Raw genomic sequence first — 15,844 nt, 5'->3', positions numbered from 1 at the left:
ATACGCGAGATCACATGCCCTACCGCTCTGCCTCCCTGCGACTGCGTCTCCAGCAACGACGCTCGGCCCACGATGCTTTGCGCGCCGGCGCGTGCAGATCTAAGAATCCTTTCAACGCAGCGCGCATCGAAGACATCGCGCTTACGTTGAGTTGCGTCCGCCAAGAAGGCGACGCGGCTTTTCATTCAGACGCCGGCGCTGCTCTTCTCGCCTTCAGTGGCGAGCAGAAACGCGAAACGGGCAAACAGCCAGGCGGTCAGCGACAGGACGCCGAGCGACGTGCAGCCAATCGCGACCTGCGCGATAAGGCGCGCGAAAAAGATCGCGCGCAGCCAATAGCGAACCGCGCGCGGCGTGGACGCACCCTTCGGAATCGGCCGGTTGACCCAGTGCGCAAGCACGTAAATCAACGTGGCGCCGAACAGCGCTGCGACTGTGCACCACCAGTAGAAGGTCAGGACACGGCCGCCAGCATCGACGCCGCGCACGAGCCACAGCCAGCCGAAAGCAATCTCGGCGGCAGGGCCGAAGAAGGCATAGAGCCAGCGCATTTAGTTGCTCCTCGACTGACAGAAATGGTGGGGATCCACTCCACGTTTAGAATCGGAGGTTCCTACGCCAACCGTTTCTTCACGAAAGGGAATCCCCATGACGGACGAAGTCAAAGTAGCGACGTACGAAATGCCCGACGGGACGTATCGCGTCGAGATCACGCACAACGGGCAGACAAGAAGCTTCACTCCAGACGCACTTTCGGAGCACATCAACGTGTTGGCGCAAGTTCGCGAAAGTTTGATACCGCCCGTGCGCACGAGCGATCCAGAAGTCGGCGAGAAAACTCTCGCTACGGTCGATCCTCGCTGGTGGGCTTCATACGAGCAGTTCATCGGAGGCGCCCTGCTTCAAGTCCGGCACCCTGGATTCGGATGGCAAGCGTTTGCGATCCCGCTCGAGAGCCTGCGGGCGCTTCATTACCACCTTGGCGAGGCGCTTGCCACAGCAGAACAGGCTGCGTCTGCCCAAAAAGCGAGCTGACCGCAAACCGCTCGATCTCGATCAGCCGTCCCGCGCACTCGACTCGATCATTCGAGGCGGGGCGGTCGCTAAATGCAGTCATCTCAAATGCCCTCCTCGTGCTGTGCAACCTCCGCCAGCTCCGGCCAGTACTCCGCCCAATCCGTCGGGCGCAGATCCTTGCGCGTAACGTCGCCGCCCGTCAGCCGTTCGATTGCAACGCAGCGGCTCGGCGGCACCTTGCGCTCGCCATTCACCCACTGCTGCACAGTCGGTGGCTTCACGCCAATGGCCCGCGCAAGAGCCGCGTTGCCGCCAATCAATTTGCTGGCCCGCAGGACAGCCTCGGTGTAGGTCTCGCTCATGAACGGCATTATATGGCATTGCCTCATTTTAGCAAGGCATTGCCGCATCGACCTTTGCACGGGTCAAATTAGGCAATGCTTACTGGGAAAGAATTAGGCGATGCCATTTCGGTCGCCATCAAAAGAAAAGGCGTCACGAAGAAGGCTTTCGCGGACGCTATGGGCGTGCGTCCAGCATCCGTTCAGGATTGGATCAAATACGGGCGCGTGGCGAAGGTCCGTATCAACGACCTGATCGAGTATTTCTCGGACGTTGCCGATGCTGGCTATTGGGGGTTGAACTTCGATCCGCTGATGACGATCGCACTCTTCGATTCATTCGAAAGCGCGAAGAGCGCCAACCGCGGTCAGATGAACGACGATTTAAGCAGTATCGTAAACCCTGAGGTAAACCCTGGTTCCACGGAAGTAACTGCCAGCTTAAAAAGTGAGCGCGACACGCTGGATCAATTCATCAATGAACTGAGAGAAGCCTTCGAGAGCGGCAAGTTGACTCCGAAGCGATTGGCGCTACTGCGCGATCTGCTTCAGGACGGCATTGATAGCCAACCGCTCTCCTATGCGGAGCAAAAGCTGACGACCCGGGGCGTACATGGCGGAGCACGAGGACACACCGCGCGAAAGAAGACTGGATAAGGTCGTGAACCTCGACGCCTATCGCAAGTCCATAGGCGCCCCAACTGAGAGCCGGGGCGCGGGATTTTCTGTGTACGCGCATCTTTACATCGATTTGTGCTCCGACGGCGAGACACGGTTCGGCATTGTCGGAGCAAACAGCGACAATGCCTTAGGATTGCTCGAACCTATCTTTGTTCTAGGCCGCCAGCTCGTAAGGCTGACGACTGGCTGATCACATGCCTCGCAGTTTCCTTTCAAACGTCACGCCATCTTGATCTGGGCGGTATAGCGCCCACCCCAACATCTCCACCCGCTTCTCGCCCGTCACGCCAAGAATGTCCCTCGTCGCATAGACGAAAATCAACCTGCTCTCCTTGGCTGGCGAATGGCCGGCCTTCGCGAGCCCTTGCGCTACAGCAATCGCCAACGCCTCGGTATCGGCTTCGCTCGTCGCAAATCCGTCTTCCGGCTCGGTCTTGTAATGGATCGTCAATGCCAGGCTTCTCGCATCGCGCGTGTCGATTGAGACGTTTGCCCATTGCGGGCGAGGAAGGAGCGATTTCACCGCTGCCTTCACGACTTGTCCGTCCGGAGCCGTGCTTGCAGGTTCACCTGCCATTGCGCCAGCGCAGCTGAATGCGAGCAAAAGCGCCGCAATTTTTTTCACATCAAACATCTTTGGTCCCTCGGTTGAAATTTTGAATTTCAGCCATTGTCCGTTCCCTTAAAAAAATATGGCAATGCCTCTTTACAAGATATATGGCATTGCCTAATATTCGCTCCATCAGATCGCAACACGCAACGGAGCGAACCATGTCACAGAAGCAGCAAGCCAATCCCACCGCCAGCGCACAAACTCGTGCCGGCGCGCGCGGCGTCCGCGCTCTGCTCTGGACCATTCGCGCCGCTCGCAACGTGTTCGCCATCCTCGGTGTGGTTTTCGTCTATCTGCTCCTGCTCGGCTATCAGCAGTACACCGATCGCCTCGCAGCTGGTGACACGTCGTGCGCTCTCACGCGCTGCCTGTGAGAACCGACATGCGCCCGACGCCCACCCGCCTCCCCGACGAGCTGCTCGCGCAAGCGTGCCGCACGCTCGGCGTCGAAGGCACGCCCGATGAAGCGCTGCTCAATCCCGCCGTGCGCGCCGCAGTCCAGGCCGCTGTGCGCGCCCAGATCGTCGGCCGTCCGCAGCGTCACGTCGGCCACGCATTGGCGCCGCGACACGCTCCCGTAACCCAGACGTGCTTCGCCTTCGACGAGTCGTTCGTCGACCTGAAGCGCCGCGCCGCCAACGACGAGGACTGATCATGGCCAAGCTTTTAAACGCAGCTGGCTCGGTCGCAGACGTCAGCGCCACCTTCGAAGCGATGAGCACGGAAGAGCTCATCGCGACCGATCTCGTGCAGCGCGGCGCCATCGATGCGCTCGAAAAGCTTATGGAATTCGGCGTGTCGCTTCAGACGGTCGATGAGATGCTGACAAGCGCTCGCTTCGGCCGCCAGCTTTTGCGCAGCGTTGCTGTTGACCGCGGCGTGCGCCTGGTGAACGAGGAATGACGATGAACACGATCGGCTATCTCGGCTCCGCAACCCTCGCGCTCGGCTGCGCTGCTTATGCGGCGATCGCCTCGGCGAAGCGCTTTGAACGAATCTTTCCCGCCCCCGCGAACGATGTCCCGGGCACTCACGGAGGCGCGGCCGCGGCGCGCCTTCCGCATGGGGTTTCGATGACCGCCATGGCGCTCCGACAAGGTCTGCCTGAACTGCCGCAGCGCATGCGCGCGCTGCCACTTGATTCGCGCGGCTATCCGGTACCGGTTTTCGCACAGCGCGACAGCGGCGTGCCTGACTATCGACGCTGCGACAGCGAAAAACTTGCGGCATGCGTGTATTACAAACGCTGCTGCGTCTGCGGCGAACCGGTCGGGCAGTACAAGGCGTTCATGATCGACGCGCTATCGGCCGTCACGCGCACGTCCTTATTGCCCCCCGCGCATATCGAATGCGCGAAATTCGTGGCGAAGGCATGCCCGGTCATTGAGCAGCGCGTCGGCGTTTCGCTCGTTTGGGTAACGCGGGCCTATGAGGCACTCCAGCACGAAAGCGGCCTGATCTTCCGCATGGCCGAGGCCGAGCAGACGTGCTGGTACATCAACGGACGCCGCGCGAACCGCGATGAGGTGCGCTCGTCGTTCGAGGACAGCTTGCCGGCGCTTTACGACGCCGCGCACGCGAAAAGCGAAGCCGCAGTGTTCGAACTAGACACGATGGTGGCGCGTGCGACACGCTACTTCCCTGCGCATTCAGCCGCTGCTTTTCGCTAACTCAAAATCAACTGGCTCTCAGGTGCGCGACCAATTCCCCGGCGTCGCGTGCTTCTCGGTGGGCGGCTCGTACAGCGCCCCATTTTTTAGGATCAGATATGGACGGTCAAAAATTCGAGCAATGGGCTCTCGTCGAATTGTTCGGACACCAACGTATTGCAGGCCGTGTTTCGGACCTGACGGTTGGTGGCCAGTCGTTCGTGCGCGTCGACGTGCCGGCGTGCGAAGCGACCGATGAATATCCGGCGCTCCAGCCCTTCACGAAGGCCTTTGGCCCTGGTGCGATCTACGGCATCACGTTTCTCGATGAAGGCGCAGCACGCATGTTCGTGCGTCAGCTGCGTGTGCAGCCGATTGGCACGTGGGAATTGCGTCGGGCATTGCAGGACTTGCCGGCCGGTCGGGGTGCGCAAGCGCAGCTAGACATGGCCGACGACGTGCCCATTTAAGCCTCGCAGCCACGGGCTCACCTCATTCCAACGTTCGAGACCTAAGCCATGAAAACCATCTTCATCTTCAACGATTCCCGCCCCACCGATTTCAAGATGCGCGTCACCGCGCTAGGCGAAGACGGAAGCCGTGCGGCGACCATCGTTTTCGACACTAATACCGGCGTGCACTTCGAATACGCCATGGGCTGCAAGCACGAGTTCGACGCGAATGTCGAATCGAGCGTCTCGGTTCCCGTGAACGACACGCGCCAGCGCGTTCTCGCTGCGTACGACAACACCTTCGGCAGTGGCAACTGGATCCCCATGCTGATCAGCCCGAATGCCGATAACGCGGACTTCCGCGCGGCACTCGCGCTCTATCGCCAGCGCGCTGAAATCTTCGATGCAATCGAAGCGCGCTTCAGCGACATGGCTCTCGCCAAGATCTTCGAAGCCGTCATCAACCCGTCGGGCCCGAGCAGCGATCGCGTGATGCATTGAACGCTCGTGAATGAGCTGGAATGAGCCGAATAGATAAGGAGATTTCCCCGTGCAATCCAACGAACAGGCGTCAGTCGACTTCATGCTGATCGACAGCATCCGCAAGTCGCCGACCAACCCCCGCAAGCGCTTCCCGGAGGCCGAACACCTTGAACTGGTTGCTAGCGTGCGAGAGCATGGCATCCTGCAACCGGTGCTCGTGCGTCCGTGGCCGGATGAGCCGGGGCTGTTCGAACTCGTCGCCGGCGAGCGCCGTGTGCGCGCGGCCACCGATGCCCTGCTCGCTCAAGTGCCCGTTCTCGTGCGCTCGCTTTCCGACGACGAAGTGCTCCAGATTCAGATCGTGGAGAACCTGCAGCGCCGCGACCTTCATCCACTCGAAGAAGCTGACGGATACAAGGTGCTCGCAGATCGCGGCCACACGCTCGTTCAGATTGCGACCGAAGTTAGCCAGACGAAGACCTATGTTGCTCAGCGGCTGAAGCTGTGCGCGTTGAGCGATGGCACGCGCAAGCTCTTCTTCGAGGGCAAGCTCACGGCGACTACCGCGCTGATGCTCGCACGCATGCCGATCGAGTTGCAGAAAAAGGCAGCGGAGGAAATTACGCAGCTCGACTGGAACGATGAGGTCATGTCGGCGCGGGAGGCCTCGCAGCATATTCAGGAAACGTACATGCTCCGGCTCGACCGGGCGCCATTCCAGACCTCCGATGAGGCGTTGGTGAAGGGCATCGGCGCGTGTGGTCCATGTCCGAAGCGCACCGGCAATCAAGAGGATCTCTTCGGCGATGTCGAGAGCAAAGACGTCTGCACCGATCCATCCTGCTACGCAAAGAAACGTGAGGCCGCAGCTGCCCAAAAACGTGCTGAAGCTGCTGCCACAGGACGTCAGGTGATTACCGGGAAGGAAGCGAAGCAGATTCAGCCGAATGAATATGGAGGCCTACAAGCTGGTTATGTGGACCTCGATGCGCGTTGCTATGACGACGCGAAACAGCGCACGTTTCGCCAGATCCTTGGCGCCAAAGGCGTGAAAACCGCAGCGCTGTTGGAAAGCCCCCACGACGGAAAGCTGCTCGATGTCATGCCGAAGGCTGATCTGAAAAAAGCACTCGCCGACAAGGGCATTCAGGCGCCCAGCGCCGGCACAGCAGATCCCGCGCAGTCGGCCGAATTGGCGAAGAAAAAAGCGGCCGACGCATACCGCGGCTCACTGTTCCATCAGATCCGCGAGAAGCATGTCGAAACCGGCCTTGACGACTTCGATCTCAAGATCGTCGCCGTTACGTTCTATCGACGCCTCTGGAATGAAAACCAGAAGCGCATCAGCAAGCTCTACGACTGGGGCAATACCGCGATCAGCGAGGCCGATTTCGCCAAGAAAGTCGACGAGTTCGAAAAAAGCGATCCGGTTGCGCTCGCGCGGCTGGTGATGGACATCGCGCTAATCGATGAGTCGGTTTCGCAGACCTTTAGCGGGGCGAAGCCCGAGCTGCTCGAAGCAACGGCGCGCGTGCGCGGCATCGATCCGGGCGCAGTGCGCAAACAGGTCGAATCGGACATGAAGCCGAAGCCCAAGGAAAAACCGGTACCGGCCACGAAGGCGCCCGCGCCGACCACGAAGCCGACGGCCAAGGCCGCGCCTGCGAAGACTCCAGCGGCGAAGAAAACACCGGCGGTGAAGAAGACCGCCGCGAAGCCGCGCGCGGCAGTCAGCACGCCCAAAGAGCAGGTCGACAAGGCGAAGCCAACATTCAAGCGTGACGCCAAATCGAATGAGCCGCTGCCGTTCCCAAAGACGGGGCGCCCATGAACGATGACCTGATCCGGCTCGCACGCGAAGCCGGGCTATCCGTCCAGCTCGACGCCGTGATCGGCTCGCAGCAGTACTCGAGTATCAGCGGCTCGTTCGACGCGCTCAAGCGCTTTGGGGATGCCTATTTCGAAGTCCGCGCACGCGAGATCCACGACGTATCTGCCTCGCGCGAAGCGGTTCAAGCAAACGGAGCAACAACATGAATCTACAAGGTAACCAAGCTCCCATAGACGGTAACCAGGGCACGACGCTCGACGTCAGCCCCACAGAGGTGGTTTGCAAAGTCGCCGGCATCACTATCTTCGGGGCCGCCGATGACGTGCGCGCGGCGTGTGCCGCGCTCGAAGCGCGCGCGTTGCCGACCTACCCCGATGAGTTGACGCCCGATCTACGGGAAGTACTTGGCTGGATGTGCTTCCAGTGCGCACACATAGCTAGGGCAATGCGTGCGGCCGGCGTCGAAATCGAGCACCGAGCCGAGGATGAGCAGGCTCACGTCATTCATTGGATGGTGAAGCTCGTTCTTCGGCACGGTGCGAACTGGCGAGCCGAGGGAGCGAAGCATATCGAAGCTTGGAAGCAGTCCGTTGAAGCGAAGGGGGCAGCGTGAACATCACCAGTGAAGCGAGATCTTTCCACCTTTGCCTCGACGTGCGCGGTGCGCTGACGAATTGGAGCTTGAAGGACTTCCGCGGCATGTTTAAGGACGACGATGGCCGAACGATGACGCCGCATGAAGCCAAGGCCGCGCTTCTCGAAGAGTTGTCGCAGGGCCACAACTTTATCCCGATGGGTGGCAAGTGCGACAACTTCGACCACAAGGAGCACGGCTGCATGGGCCACCCAGTCCCGAAGCGGAACGGTGAAACCGCATGAGCGAGAACAGCAAAATCGAATGGACGGATCATACGTTCAATCCGTGGGAGGGTTGTCAAAAGGTCGGACCAGGCTGCGATCACTGCTACGCCGAGGCACGCAATGCGCGCTTCAGCGGTGGCGCGGCGATCAACTGGGGACCAGGTGCGCCGCGCCGACGCACGTCGCACGCGAACTGGCGCAAGCCACTTCAGTGGAATGCAAAGCCCTTCTTCGAGTGCCCGGAATGCCATTGGCGTGGTCATGACGCTGCGAGCGTCAATGGTCTACCGACATGCCCAAATGTGCGATGCGCTTGTCTCAACCTTAGACGCACGCGACCGCGCGTTTTCTGCGCATCGCTCGCCGACGTATTCGATATCGATGTCGATCCGGCATGGCGCCGCGACCTGTTCGACCTTATCGAGCTAACGCCAAACCTCATTTGGCTCTTACTCACGAAGCGTATCGGCAACGCCTTCCGCGAGATCTCGCGCGCACGATCGCACGATTGGCTGATGGGGCGCGACAACGTATGGCTCGGCGCCACAGTCGTCAACCAGGTCGAAGCAGAACGCGACATTCCGAAGCTGCTTCAGGTCCCTGCTCAGGTGCGCTTCCTGAGCATGGAGCCTTTGCTAGGTCCCGTGCAGTTAGACCGCCTGCAGGTTTCCGATGAGGTCGAGCTGGACGTGCTAAGCGGGCAAACCGGATCGACAGCACAGCATGTGGTCTTCAAGCCAAAGACGGGCGACCGCATCGACTGGGTAATTGTCGGCGGCGAGAGCGGTGTCGACGCGCGCCCGATGAGCGCCCGATGGGTGCGCGGGCTGCGCAACCAATGTGAAAACGCGGGCGTGCCACTTCTTTTCAAACAATGGGGCGAGTGGTTACCAGGCGACACGGATGGCGAGAGCTACGCAGTTGCCGATGATGGCTCCGGCCGCGAATTTGGAGGTTCGATCCGTACGAGCCGCATCGGAGATCAAACGCAATTTCGTGTCGGCAAAAAGGTGGCCGGGCGTCTTCTTGACGGCCGCACATACGACGAATTTCCCAATGGGAGCCTATGAAATGGCCACAAGAGCGAAAACTACCCGGCAACGTGATGTCGCGTGCATCCGAATCGGATTCAACAGCTATTTGCTAGATGCAGACAAAGCTATGCAGGTGCTCAAACTCATGCGTGAGTCAGTCGAATGCGAGCGCGACTACGCGAATCGTAAGGTGCGCTATGTCGCTGGACAATCGCCGGACCTTGAGCTTTCCATGATTCAGCCCTCCGAAGTTGCGATGCCGCAAAACTCGCTTGCTCTCGAAGATCAACGCTGGTGAACAGCACGTGTCAGGCGTCTATCGACCATGGAATCGATCTGAGGCGGCGCGCACCTCTTCGGTAACTGGTCGACCGCATGCCTCGGCAACAGAAAGCGGATCGTGAAGGTACTCGAAGCCTTCAGCGACATCGTCACGAATGGTCTGCAAGTACTCTCGGTCCTCGTCGTGAATAGAGGGCAGCCCTTGAGCTTTACGAATGGCGTCGAAGGACTCAAATGCAGCGCTAGATTCCGCGCCTTTGAGCGCGACCTCCAGTGCTAACTCATGGCCAACGAGCGCAGCGATGTTTTTGTCATAGAACTTGTTCATACAAATTCTATCGGCAAAGCATCCCGAAACTTTAATCATTGAATGCGAGCGCAACGATGGATATGACTATCAAAAACGCCCCACAGCGCATTTACCTTGTTCTCGGCGACGGACTGCCCAGTGAGGCTATCGAGTTTTCGAGCCTCCATGAAGTGACTTGGTGCGCCGACAAGCAGAGCGCCGGTGACATCGAATACGTTCTGGCTCCCTCCGATGCGGTGAAAGCGCCGGAAGCTTGGGCGGTCGAATGGCCGAGCGGCCCGCAGGAAACGTGGCACAGCGTCTACATCAACGAGCGCGACGCACTAGATTGGGCGTCCAAACACGAGAACGCGAAAGTCACACCGCTCTACGCCGCTCCCGTCGCATCCGCTGCGGTAGCGTCGACAACGCCTATGGAGTTGCTGGGCGTCGAGGATGCGCTGAAGAATGAGTATGGCTTTTGGCGCACCTGCTCGGGCTGCCATGAGACAGAGGATGGCCATCCTGTCGGCCATTACCCGTTCAGCGCAATCTTGAAATGCGATTTGGGCTCAGGGTGCCGCGAATGCGGCGGCATCGGTGCGGTTTGGGATGACACCGACTATGAAGCGATGGCTGCCGCCGGCGACGCTGACGAAATTGCGCGCGAGCAGGCCGAAGAGGCGAAAACGCCAGTGGCATGGGTTCGCTATCGAAGCGATGGCGGCTTTGAAGGCCCGATCATGGACACCGACTCGCGTATGTGCGACACGCGCCGAAACTTTTGGACGCCGCTGTACGCCGCTACCGTCGCTCTGGGCGCTCCTGATGGATTGGCGCGCGTATTGGTCGAACGCTCGTACGACATGCGCGCGAAGGCAATAATCGCGTTCAACACTGCCGAGCAATCCGGCAAGGATCGCGACGATGCTCTAGATGCGGCGTGGCACGCGATGCTCAACGCCTCACCTACCGTGGGCGCAGATGTGGGAGCGCCGATCAACCTGGAAGGCCTGCGCAAAAAGTTGCTGACTCCGCGCAAGATTTTGCGCGACGACCAAGGCTTCCTGACGCACCCGGATTATCCGATTTGCGACGAAGGCACGCGCGCCGACACATTCCTTGAGGCGTTTGGCATCGAGACACGCTTTCGTGCGATGGAGAACGACCTCCCGGACCTGCATGAGCGCTGGTGCGACGGAGGCTTGGACAACTGCTCCGAATGGACGCCCACGGCACCCGAGGGCGATGGCTGGCTCCTGCTCGAAATCTACGACACGGAGGATGGCCCTTACGCACTGTTCGGACGTGACAAATACGAAGCCGAGAACGCTTTGAAGCGCCAGCGCATGCGAGACGATATCCAGCGACGCCAAGCCAGTGAGGGAGACGCGCAATGAGCAACGAAAACAAGCAGCCCGACGAGCGCGCGGCGTTCGTCAGATCCGTTCAGATGCTTGCGTTCCTGTGTCGCACTGAGCCGAAACGCCTTGACGATGAGACGTTGAAGGCGCTGGGCGAAGTTGAGGACCAACTGGTTGCGCTCGGACTGTCAGTGCGAAACGCGGACGGCGAGCTCAGCACCAGTGAAGGCCGTGCCATTTCCGTCCGCGCGGCAGAACCGCAAGCAGTGGCGCCATTAGGGTCGCCAGCGGAAGGCCACTGGGGCGAACCTGAAGTGCCCTCGGACGGACATTGGCTTGGGTCTGACGTCGATGATGGGCACGAGATCGAACAGGCAGAGGAGATGGTTCGTTTCTGCCCTGAGTGCGGAAGCCTCGGATTCGCGCCCGCGCCGCACCTTGATTGCTGCCCCGACGGCTCACACGCTCGGATGGTGCCGAAGCGCTTCGCCGAGATCTGCCGCGATACGTTCAAGATGGCGATTCATGGCGCGCCCACCGAGCTCATGAGCGACGCAGCGCGCGAAGGAGACGGCAATGTATAAGTGTGCATGCTGCGGCTCCGCGATGCCAAACATCCTAGCGGCTCCGACCGAATGGGAATGGTTCACTGGCTATTTACCGGAGAGAGTGGTGTTTTGCCCAGCGCACATTGGAACTCGGCTGCGCAATATCCTGAGAAAAATGGCGCTTGATCCCGAGACGCGCGCGAAATACCTGCATATCGGAGAAGCGCTAGACGCCGCCCGCAAAGCCGAGATCGAGCGCAGCGGAGGTGAAGCGTGACGAAACTTGGCTGCTCTTTCGAAGGCCCATCATTTGGCGCCAACTACCCGGATGGTACGTGCATTGATGGATACCTCTGGGATCTCGATAGCTGCGACGAGCCAGGCGGCCCGTTGCATTCCGGCGGCGACGTCCCTTGCCCGCACTGCAATACGCGCGAGTACGTCGTCGATTACCTCGACAAGCGCCCCACCGGAAACTCCCGCCAGCGCCGCGCCGCGATTCGCATGGTTATTGAACGCGTAAAGCGCCGATCAGGTGATTGGGCATGACCGTCTACGTCGACGATATGCGCGCGCCCTACGGCCGCATGGTGATGTGCCACATGATCGCGGACTCCGACGAGGAGCTTCATGCGATGGCCCATGCGATCGGCGTCGCGCGACGCTGGCACCAAAAGCCCGGCACCGCGCGCAGCCACTACGACATCGCACTAAGCAAGCGTGCGATCGCCGTGCGGCTCGGCGCCGTTGAGATCACGTGGCGCCAGACTGGCGCCATGACTGCGCGCAGACGCGTAGTTGGGCAGCTCGGTACGCCGGCGGAGGCGATCGTATGGCAACGCGAATTCGTAGCGGCGCGGCGCGCCATCGAGAAATCAGAAGCTTCGCAGTGAAACGAGGAAATGCCCGTGCTGGGCGATGGAGGTGAACATCATGAATGCGCAACTTGTCCCCGTCCGTCAATGGGCACTCGACGTTTTTGGCGAGCATGTCCCCCACCCCAATACGCTGCTCAACTGGATCAGGAACGGCAAGATCAATCCCGTTCCCAAGAAGATCGGACGTGCGTACTTCTGCCGTCCGGACGCCGTATACGTAGACCCGCGCGCAGAGCGCATTGAGAGGCTTGTGAATGGCCGCTAGAAGAAGAATCGCTGCCAGACGCAACTGGCCCGATAACCTCTATAAAAACACGAAGGGGTATTACTGGTTTCGCAATCCGGGCAACGGAAAGACCATCGGTCTCGGATATGATTTTCGCGAAGCCAGCTCCCAGGCGCGCACGGCTAACGCCGAGCTCGAACGCCGCAAGGGCCACGTCGACATTCTTCAAAAACTGGACATCGGCGTCGTATCGCTCGCGTCGTGGTGCGATACGTACTTTGAGACCAAGAAGGACGGTAACCGCAATACAGTGAACGCGCTGAAATCGCATATCAAGGCGATCAAGGAAGATCCTTTCTCGGCCCAGCCCATCGCGTCCATTACTCCCATGGAAGTGTCGACCTTCATCGACAAGACGGCGAAGGACCGCGGCGTGCCAACCGCGAAGCTGATTCGCGGAAAGCTGCTCGACATCTTCCGCAAAGCGATCGCGAAGGGGCTCGTGAAGCTTGGAGAGAACCCCGTCGAGCCGATCGAAAAGCCTGTGCATGAAGTCGCCCGCCAGCGCCTGACGCTAGATGATTTTTTGAAGATCCGATCGCTCGCAGAGAAGCAGCCTGAATATCGTTGGTTCGTAAACGCGATGAACCTTGCGCTCATCACCGGCCAGCGGCGCGAGGAAATCGCGAGCATGCGGTTCGAACAGATCAAGGACGGCTATCTCTGGGTCGAGCAGCAGAAGACCGGCGCGAAGCTCATGATTCCGCTAACGATCCATATGAAGGCGCTGGAGATGACGATTGATGACGTCATCAAGGCGTGCCGGGATAGCGTGGTGAGCCGCAGCCCAATTCACTACCTGAAGCGCAGCGCGAAACGCAAGCCTGGAGACGCGGTTTCGATGGCATCGCTGTCTTACGCCTTCAAGAAATTTCGCGATGAACTTGATCCCCAGATTCCCCTCGAAGAAGGCAAGACGCCGTCGACTTTTCACGAGATCCGCTCGCTGTCCGCGCGCCTTTATACGAAGCAGTATGACGAGCCGTTTTCTCAGGCGATTCTCGGTCACAAGTCGGCTTCGTCGACGGCACTTTATCGCGATTCGCGCGGACGCGAGTGGTCAGAAGTGAAGATCCACGCTGCCTGAAAATTTTGAATTGTTATTGGATCGCTATTGGATCAGCTACGTCAGATAAGGCTTTGCGGGGAATCCGATGTAACCACCGATTACAACCCTTCCCACTTATCAGAAAGATTAAATCCGTCGCGATTTCCCTAACCGGGACTTCCCTTAAGCTTCGATTTTTCTGACGTCTATAACGGTTAGATTACGTCAACAAGAATTAACGTAAGCTTAAGCACGTCGATATTTGATCGATGCGGCCGCTCCTTATAGTGAATCGACCTTTCACGACATCAGGCGTTCACAAGGAGACACCATGCCGGTCGCATTCATCACGCCCCTCAATCCCCTGCCCGGCCACGCGCCGCAAGTCAGCCCGACCGTGCCCGCAGCGCTGATCAGCGGCAACGGCGATACGCGTAGCTGGCCCGCATTTCACTCGGTCGACGGCGTGGTCAGCAGCGGTGTTTGGGAGTCGGAAGCATTTTGTAAGCGAAAGGCGCATCCCGACAGCATGGAGTTCTGCTTCATCCTCGAAGGCGCCGTCGCGCTCACCGACCAGCACGGCAACACCGCGTCGTTCGGACCCGGCGAGGCCTTTATCGTCGAGCCCGGTTTCGACGGCACCTGGGAATCGCTCACGCGCGTGCGCAAATACTTCGTGATCGCGAAATGCGCCGCAGCCGCCGTGCCTGCAGACCAGCCGAGGGCGCGCGATGAGCAAGTATGCTGACGCGAGTTTCTGGCTCGACACGCTGGACGAATCGGTGGAATCGCTTGAACCGCGCGCGAGCCTCGCGGGCGATATCGATGCCGATGTCGCCATCGTCGGCGCGGGCTATACGGGACTCTGGACCGCCTACTACCTGAAGCAGCACGCACCGGACCTGCGCGTCGTGATCGTCGAGGCAGAAACGGCGGGCTTCGGCGCTTCGGGGCGTAACGGCGGCTGGGTCGCGGGCTACATCTCGGGGCTCGAAAAATACGTCGCGCCCTTGCCGATGGCGCAGCGCCGAGCCTGCTGCAAGCTGCTGTTCGAGAACGTCGATGCGATTGCCGCTGCGCTCGCGCGCGAACAGATCGACGCCGATTTCCATAAGGGCGGCGTGGTCTACGCGGCGGCGCGTTTTCCCGAACAGGAAAAGCGCCAGCGCGCCGTGCTCGCGCAACTCTACGCGGCCGGCCATACCGAAGACGATTGCTACTGGCTGAGCAAGCGCGAACTCGATCGCACGGTGCAGTTGCGCGATGGTTTCGGCGGCGTATTCAAGCGCCATTGCGCGACCATCAATCCGGCGCGGATGGTGCGCGGTCTCGCGCGCGCCGTCGAACGGCTGGGCGTGCCGATCTTCGAGCAAAGCCGCGCGACGGCGATTCGCGCCGGCATCGTCGAAACAGCGCAGGGCCGCGTCAAGGCGCCCATCGTGATCCCCGCGCTGGAAGGCTATGCGTCGAGCGTGCCGGGCTTCGGCCGCTACGTGATTCCGGTGCAAAGCCTGATCGTCGCGACAGAACCCCTGAGCGACGCGCTCTGGGACGAAATCGGTCTGCACACGCGCCCCGCCTTCTGCGACGGCAGCAAGATGGTCAGCTATGGCCAGCGCACGCGCGACGGCCGCATGATCTTCGGCGCACGCGGCGGATATCGTTTCGGGAGTCGGCCACGCAGTACGTTTCGACTGGCCGATCCAGAATTCCGTCTGCGCGAAGCACTGCTCTACGATCTTTTCCCGATGCTCAAAGGCGTGCGCATCACGCACGGCTGGGGCGGCTCGCTCGGCATGGCGCGCGCCTTCGCGCCGCACGTAGTCTTCGACAAAGCGAGCGGTATCGGCATGGCCGGCGGTTATGGCGGCCAGGGCGTCGGGCCTTCGCATCTGTTCGCACGCACGCTGGCCGACCTCGTGCTGGGCCGCGAAACCGAACGCACCGCCATGCCCTGGGTATTCGCCGGCCAGGCGCCCAGCCGCGTGCTGCGCTCATGGGAACCGGAGCCGATCCGCTGGCTCACCTCGCGCGCCATCATGTCCACCTTCGAGTGGGAAGAGAATCTCTGCCGCATTGGCGCGGCAACGCAGTGGAAAAAAGCCTTTGCGATGAAGCTGAGCGATTCGATGTCGCTGCTCATGCGCTAACGCAGCTTATTGAAGATCGTCGTTGTTGCCTTATCCG

Annotated in this window: 28 protein-coding genes; 24 read left to right on the top strand and 4 right to left on the bottom strand. The window is 60.2% G+C overall.

The window, feature by feature from the left end:
* Window positions 1–185 precede the first annotated feature (185 nt).
* Window positions 186–551, bottom strand: a complete 366-nt coding sequence (locus G3N59_RS01145; protein ID WP_205980636.1) for a hypothetical protein — start codon at window positions 549–551, stop codon at window positions 186–188.
* Between the two features lie 97 nt (window positions 552–648).
* Between G3N59_RS01145 and G3N59_RS01140 the strand changes: the two genes are divergently transcribed.
* On the top strand, window positions 649–1,035 hold the full coding sequence (locus tag G3N59_RS01140; protein ID WP_205980635.1) for a hypothetical protein: 387 nt from the start codon (window positions 649–651) through the stop codon (window positions 1,033–1,035).
* Between the two features lie 83 nt (window positions 1,036–1,118).
* On the opposite strand, the gene G3N59_RS01135 is transcribed toward G3N59_RS01140, so the two are convergent.
* Entirely contained in the window at window positions 1,119–1,379 is a 261-nt protein-coding gene (locus G3N59_RS01135; protein ID WP_205980634.1) for a Cro/CI family transcriptional regulator, read from the bottom strand.
* A 75-nt stretch (window positions 1,380–1,454) separates the two neighbouring features.
* Between G3N59_RS01135 and G3N59_RS01130 the strand changes: the two genes are divergently transcribed.
* Both G3N59_RS01130 and G3N59_RS01125 read left to right on the top strand, forming a co-directional pair.
* Window positions 1,455–2,015 carry a hypothetical protein gene (locus G3N59_RS01130; protein WP_205980633.1) on the top strand — a complete coding sequence of 187 codons (561 nt, stop codon included), beginning with the start codon at window positions 1,455–1,457 and terminating at the stop codon, window positions 2,013–2,015.
* 4 nt (window positions 2,016–2,019) lie between these two features.
* Window positions 2,020–2,229, top strand: coding sequence for a hypothetical protein (locus G3N59_RS01125; protein WP_205980632.1), 210 nt, complete (start codon window positions 2,020–2,022; stop codon window positions 2,227–2,229).
* Here the strand turns inward: G3N59_RS01125 and G3N59_RS01120 are convergent, their stop codons facing one another.
* Window positions 2,230–2,673, bottom strand: a complete 444-nt coding sequence (locus G3N59_RS01120) for a hypothetical protein (RefSeq protein WP_205980631.1) — start codon at window positions 2,671–2,673, stop codon at window positions 2,230–2,232.
* A gap of 137 nt (window positions 2,674–2,810) precedes the next feature.
* On the opposite strand from G3N59_RS01120, the gene G3N59_RS01115 reads away from it, so the two are divergent.
* The 12 genes from G3N59_RS01115 to G3N59_RS01060 all read left to right on the top strand — a co-directional run bounded on the left by G3N59_RS01115 (window position 2,811) and on the right by G3N59_RS01060 (window position 9,260).
* Entirely contained in the window at window positions 2,811–3,026 is a 216-nt protein-coding gene (locus G3N59_RS01115; protein ID WP_205980630.1) for a hypothetical protein, read from the top strand.
* Window positions 3,023–3,304 carry a hypothetical protein gene (locus tag G3N59_RS01110; RefSeq protein ID WP_205980629.1) on the top strand — a complete coding sequence of 94 codons (282 nt, stop codon included), beginning with the start codon at window positions 3,023–3,025 and terminating at the stop codon, window positions 3,302–3,304. The genes G3N59_RS01115 and G3N59_RS01110 overlap by 4 nt, the downstream gene beginning before the upstream one ends.
* A gap of 2 nt (window positions 3,305–3,306) precedes the next feature.
* A complete protein-coding gene (locus G3N59_RS01105; protein WP_205980628.1) occupies window positions 3,307–3,555 on the top strand; it encodes a hypothetical protein in 249 nt (82 codons plus the stop codon).
* A 2-nt stretch (window positions 3,556–3,557) separates the two neighbouring features.
* On the top strand, window positions 3,558–4,322 hold the full coding sequence (locus tag G3N59_RS01100) for a hypothetical protein (protein WP_205980627.1): 765 nt from the start codon (window positions 3,558–3,560) through the stop codon (window positions 4,320–4,322).
* A gap of 98 nt (window positions 4,323–4,420) precedes the next feature.
* On the top strand, window positions 4,421–4,771 hold the full coding sequence (locus tag G3N59_RS01095) for a hypothetical protein (RefSeq protein ID WP_205980626.1): 351 nt from the start codon (window positions 4,421–4,423) through the stop codon (window positions 4,769–4,771).
* A gap of 48 nt (window positions 4,772–4,819) precedes the next feature.
* The gene (locus G3N59_RS01090; protein WP_205980625.1) at window positions 4,820–5,254 is read left to right on the top strand and encodes a hypothetical protein; all 435 of its coding nucleotides are present in this window, start codon (window positions 4,820–4,822) and stop codon (window positions 5,252–5,254) included.
* Window positions 5,255–5,303: 49 nt separating this feature from the next.
* Complete coding sequence (locus tag G3N59_RS01085) at window positions 5,304–7,067, top strand: ParB/RepB/Spo0J family partition protein (RefSeq protein WP_205980624.1); 1,764 nt, start codon at window positions 5,304–5,306, stop codon at window positions 7,065–7,067.
* Window positions 7,064–7,273: a hypothetical protein gene (locus tag G3N59_RS01080; protein ID WP_205980623.1), complete on the top strand. Its 210-nt coding sequence runs from the start codon at window positions 7,064–7,066 to the stop codon at window positions 7,271–7,273. Before G3N59_RS01085 ends, G3N59_RS01080 begins: the two co-directional genes overlap by 4 nt.
* Window positions 7,270–7,680 carry a hypothetical protein gene (locus G3N59_RS01075; protein WP_205980622.1) on the top strand — a complete coding sequence of 137 codons (411 nt, stop codon included), beginning with the start codon at window positions 7,270–7,272 and terminating at the stop codon, window positions 7,678–7,680. The genes G3N59_RS01080 and G3N59_RS01075 overlap by 4 nt, the downstream gene beginning before the upstream one ends.
* Window positions 7,677–7,946, top strand: coding sequence for a hypothetical protein (locus G3N59_RS01070; protein ID WP_205980621.1), 270 nt, complete (start codon window positions 7,677–7,679; stop codon window positions 7,944–7,946). Before G3N59_RS01075 ends, G3N59_RS01070 begins: the two co-directional genes overlap by 4 nt.
* Complete coding sequence (locus tag G3N59_RS01065; protein WP_205980620.1) at window positions 7,943–8,998, top strand: phage Gp37/Gp68 family protein; 1,056 nt, start codon at window positions 7,943–7,945, stop codon at window positions 8,996–8,998. Before G3N59_RS01070 ends, G3N59_RS01065 begins: the two co-directional genes overlap by 4 nt.
* Window positions 8,985–9,260 (top strand): hypothetical protein, encoded by a 276-nt coding sequence (locus G3N59_RS01060; protein ID WP_241023109.1) that lies wholly within the window; start codon window positions 8,985–8,987, stop codon window positions 9,258–9,260. Before G3N59_RS01065 ends, G3N59_RS01060 begins: the two co-directional genes overlap by 14 nt.
* 18 nt (window positions 9,261–9,278) lie before the next feature.
* On the opposite strand, the gene G3N59_RS01055 is transcribed toward G3N59_RS01060, so the two are convergent.
* Window positions 9,279–9,572, bottom strand: a complete 294-nt coding sequence (locus G3N59_RS01055) for a hypothetical protein (protein WP_205980619.1) — start codon at window positions 9,570–9,572, stop codon at window positions 9,279–9,281.
* Between the two features lie 56 nt (window positions 9,573–9,628).
* On the opposite strand from G3N59_RS01055, the gene G3N59_RS01050 reads away from it, so the two are divergent.
* The 9 genes from G3N59_RS01050 (at window position 9,629) to G3N59_RS01010 (ending at window position 15,807) form a co-directional block, all read left to right on the top strand.
* A complete protein-coding gene (locus G3N59_RS01050) occupies window positions 9,629–10,933 on the top strand; it encodes a hypothetical protein (RefSeq protein ID WP_205980618.1) in 1,305 nt (434 codons plus the stop codon).
* Complete coding sequence (locus G3N59_RS01045; RefSeq protein WP_205980617.1) at window positions 10,930–11,481, top strand: hypothetical protein; 552 nt, start codon at window positions 10,930–10,932, stop codon at window positions 11,479–11,481. Before G3N59_RS01050 ends, G3N59_RS01045 begins: the two co-directional genes overlap by 4 nt.
* A complete protein-coding gene (locus G3N59_RS01040; RefSeq protein ID WP_205980616.1) occupies window positions 11,474–11,722 on the top strand; it encodes a hypothetical protein in 249 nt (82 codons plus the stop codon). Before G3N59_RS01045 ends, G3N59_RS01040 begins: the two co-directional genes overlap by 8 nt.
* Window positions 11,719–11,994 (top strand): hypothetical protein, encoded by a 276-nt coding sequence (locus G3N59_RS01035; RefSeq protein WP_205980615.1) that lies wholly within the window; start codon window positions 11,719–11,721, stop codon window positions 11,992–11,994. The genes G3N59_RS01040 and G3N59_RS01035 overlap by 4 nt, the downstream gene beginning before the upstream one ends.
* Window positions 11,991–12,338, top strand: coding sequence for a DUF4031 domain-containing protein (locus G3N59_RS01030; protein WP_205980614.1), 348 nt, complete (start codon window positions 11,991–11,993; stop codon window positions 12,336–12,338). The genes G3N59_RS01035 and G3N59_RS01030 overlap by 4 nt, the downstream gene beginning before the upstream one ends.
* 40 nt (window positions 12,339–12,378) lie before the next feature.
* Entirely contained in the window at window positions 12,379–12,588 is a 210-nt protein-coding gene (locus tag G3N59_RS01025; RefSeq protein ID WP_205980613.1) for an excisionase, read from the top strand.
* Complete coding sequence (locus G3N59_RS01020; RefSeq protein WP_205980612.1) at window positions 12,578–13,696, top strand: tyrosine-type recombinase/integrase; 1,119 nt, start codon at window positions 12,578–12,580, stop codon at window positions 13,694–13,696. Before G3N59_RS01025 ends, G3N59_RS01020 begins: the two co-directional genes overlap by 11 nt.
* Window positions 13,697–13,919: 223 nt before the next feature.
* Complete coding sequence (locus G3N59_RS01015) at window positions 13,920–14,405, top strand: cupin domain-containing protein (protein WP_205980611.1); 486 nt, start codon at window positions 13,920–13,922, stop codon at window positions 14,403–14,405.
* The gene (locus G3N59_RS01010; protein WP_205980610.1) at window positions 14,389–15,807 is read left to right on the top strand and encodes an FAD-binding oxidoreductase; all 1,419 of its coding nucleotides are present in this window, start codon (window positions 14,389–14,391) and stop codon (window positions 15,805–15,807) included. Before G3N59_RS01015 ends, G3N59_RS01010 begins: the two co-directional genes overlap by 17 nt.
* Window positions 15,808–15,844 lie beyond the last annotated feature (37 nt).

The organism is Paraburkholderia sp. Ac-20340, from assembly GCF_017104965.1.
In the GTDB taxonomy this organism is placed as follows: domain Bacteria; phylum Pseudomonadota; class Gammaproteobacteria; order Burkholderiales; family Burkholderiaceae; genus Paraburkholderia.
This window is presented reverse-complemented; position numbering and strand designations above follow the sequence as displayed.

What these genes read in the sequence shown, in the direction of transcription:
- G3N59_RS01145 (WP_205980636.1), bottom strand. Translation starts at nt 551, where the DNA reads ATGCGCTGGCTCTATGCCTTCTTCGGCCCTGCCGCCGAGATTGCTTTC.
- G3N59_RS01140 (WP_205980635.1), top strand. Translation starts at nt 649, where the DNA reads ATGACGGACGAAGTCAAAGTAGCGACGTACGAAATGCCCGACGGGACG.
- G3N59_RS01135 (WP_205980634.1), bottom strand. Translation starts at nt 1,379, where the DNA reads ATGAGCGAGACCTACACCGAGGCTGTCCTGCGGGCCAGCAAATTGATT.
- G3N59_RS01130 (WP_205980633.1), top strand. Translation starts at nt 1,455, where the DNA reads ATGCTTACTGGGAAAGAATTAGGCGATGCCATTTCGGTCGCCATCAAA.
- G3N59_RS01120 (WP_205980631.1), bottom strand. Translation starts at nt 2,673, where the DNA reads ATGTTTGATGTGAAAAAAATTGCGGCGCTTTTGCTCGCATTCAGCTGC.
- G3N59_RS01115 (WP_205980630.1), top strand. Translation starts at nt 2,811, where the DNA reads ATGTCACAGAAGCAGCAAGCCAATCCCACCGCCAGCGCACAAACTCGT.
- G3N59_RS01105 (WP_205980628.1), top strand. Translation starts at nt 3,307, where the DNA reads ATGGCCAAGCTTTTAAACGCAGCTGGCTCGGTCGCAGACGTCAGCGCC.
- G3N59_RS01100 (WP_205980627.1), top strand. Translation starts at nt 3,558, where the DNA reads ATGAACACGATCGGCTATCTCGGCTCCGCAACCCTCGCGCTCGGCTGC.
- G3N59_RS01095 (WP_205980626.1), top strand. Translation starts at nt 4,421, where the DNA reads ATGGACGGTCAAAAATTCGAGCAATGGGCTCTCGTCGAATTGTTCGGA.
- G3N59_RS01090 (WP_205980625.1), top strand. Translation starts at nt 4,820, where the DNA reads ATGAAAACCATCTTCATCTTCAACGATTCCCGCCCCACCGATTTCAAG.
- G3N59_RS01080 (WP_205980623.1), top strand. Translation starts at nt 7,064, where the DNA reads ATGAACGATGACCTGATCCGGCTCGCACGCGAAGCCGGGCTATCCGTC.
- G3N59_RS01075 (WP_205980622.1), top strand. Translation starts at nt 7,270, where the DNA reads ATGAATCTACAAGGTAACCAAGCTCCCATAGACGGTAACCAGGGCACG.
- G3N59_RS01065 (WP_205980620.1), top strand. Translation starts at nt 7,943, where the DNA reads ATGAGCGAGAACAGCAAAATCGAATGGACGGATCATACGTTCAATCCG.
- G3N59_RS01060 (WP_241023109.1), top strand. Translation starts at nt 8,985, where the DNA reads ATGGGAGCCTATGAAATGGCCACAAGAGCGAAAACTACCCGGCAACGT.
- G3N59_RS01055 (WP_205980619.1), bottom strand. Translation starts at nt 9,572, where the DNA reads ATGAACAAGTTCTATGACAAAAACATCGCTGCGCTCGTTGGCCATGAG.
- G3N59_RS01050 (WP_205980618.1), top strand. Translation starts at nt 9,629, where the DNA reads ATGGATATGACTATCAAAAACGCCCCACAGCGCATTTACCTTGTTCTC.
- G3N59_RS01045 (WP_205980617.1), top strand. Translation starts at nt 10,930, where the DNA reads ATGAGCAACGAAAACAAGCAGCCCGACGAGCGCGCGGCGTTCGTCAGA.
- G3N59_RS01040 (WP_205980616.1), top strand. Translation starts at nt 11,474, where the DNA reads ATGTATAAGTGTGCATGCTGCGGCTCCGCGATGCCAAACATCCTAGCG.
- G3N59_RS01030 (WP_205980614.1), top strand. Translation starts at nt 11,991, where the DNA reads ATGACCGTCTACGTCGACGATATGCGCGCGCCCTACGGCCGCATGGTG.
- G3N59_RS01025 (WP_205980613.1), top strand. Translation starts at nt 12,379, where the DNA reads ATGAATGCGCAACTTGTCCCCGTCCGTCAATGGGCACTCGACGTTTTT.
- G3N59_RS01020 (WP_205980612.1), top strand. Translation starts at nt 12,578, where the DNA reads ATGGCCGCTAGAAGAAGAATCGCTGCCAGACGCAACTGGCCCGATAAC.
- G3N59_RS01010 (WP_205980610.1), top strand. Translation starts at nt 14,389, where the DNA reads ATGAGCAAGTATGCTGACGCGAGTTTCTGGCTCGACACGCTGGACGAA.